Below are 1,175 nucleotides of genomic sequence, written 5' to 3'. Positions count from 1 at the left end.
GATCCCGGCCAGGAAGGCGACCAGCGGCACACCGGGCGGCCAGGGACGGGAGCCGTCGAGAGCGCGCAGCATCGCCTCGTGCAGCAGCTCCTGCCAGTCCAGCCCCGGCAGGCCGCGGCAACGCAGCCGCGCGATCGCCTGCAGCCGCAGCAGGTCCGGGTCGGACAGGGCCGCGAGGGCGCGGCGCACGTCCTTCTTGGTCAAGCTGAAGGCCTGGAGCGCGATCCGCGGCTTGAGGGGGGAGGTATCCTGCATCCAGCCCCACTATGCGCGCGGGGCCGCCGGGCGCGGACAGGGGAGGCGAAAAAATATTTCCGGTCCGCGGCCGGGCGGGCCGCGCGCATTCCCTGGCGGACAGTCCTGCCGGAGGGATCATGGAGCCGGAGATCGAAGAGCACATCACCCGCTTCCTGGGCATGCTGGACACGGCCTTCCGCCGCCGCGGCGAGGCCTTGCCGGAGCGGTTGCGCCGGGCGGTGCGGGAGGCGCCGCGGCATCGCTTCGTGCACCGTTTCCGGACCGAGCGGGACGGCCCGGTCGAGGATTCCGACGCCGATCGGCAGCGCCACCTCGCCGCGATCTACAGCGACCGGGTGCTGACCCATGTCGGGCCGGACGACGCCGGGCTCGATTCGACCAACTCCCAGCCCAGCTACGTGCTGTGGCTGCTGCACCGGCTGGGGCTGGAGCCCGGGCATCGGGTGATGGAGATCGGCTCCGGCTCCGGCTGGCTCGCCGCGGTGATGGGCCGGCTGGTCGAGGGAGGGCGGGTGGCCGGAGTGGAGATTCTCGGCGAGCTGGCACGGCGCAGCCGGGACGACCTCGCGGCGCTCGGCATCGCCAATGTCGCGATCGTCGAGGGCGACGGTGCCGCCGGCCATGCCGCCGGGGCACCCTATGACCGGGCCATGATCACGGCCGCGGTCTGGGACCTGCCGGCGGCGCTGTTCGACCAGGTCGCCGAAGGCGGCCGGCTGCTGCTGCCGATCGCGCTGGCGGGCAGCGCCCGCCGTGACTGCCACGTGGCGGTGCTGCGCCGGGAGGGCGACCGGTTCCGGGCGCTGGAGGCGGTCCCCGGCCGCTTCGTCCGCTTCACCGGCCCGGGGCAGGAGCGGGGGGCCGGGCGCCGGCGGCTCGCCGAGCTGCCGTTCTGGCCCGGGATCGGCGCGACGCCG

General features: G+C 74.7%; 2 protein-coding genes. One reads left to right on the top strand and one right to left on the bottom strand.

The genetic code is table 11. The features are described from left to right. Positions 1-204: hypothetical protein (locus P409_RS34835; RefSeq protein ID WP_034849547.1), on the bottom strand; the 204-nt coding region annotated here is incomplete at its 3' end. Between the two features lie 170 nt (positions 205-374). Here P409_RS34835 and P409_RS34830 point away from each other — a divergent pair. Continuing rightward, the coding region (locus P409_RS34830; protein WP_202964913.1) for a protein-L-isoaspartate O-methyltransferase family protein at positions 375-1,175 on the top strand (801 nt) is incomplete at its 3' end.

The organism is Inquilinus limosus MP06, assembly GCF_000767795.1.
Taxonomy (GTDB): Bacteria; Pseudomonadota; Alphaproteobacteria; order DSM-16000; family Inquilinaceae; genus Inquilinus; species Inquilinus limosus_E.
Note: the sequence above shows the minus strand (reverse complement) of the source record. Positions and strands in the feature narration are given on the sequence as shown.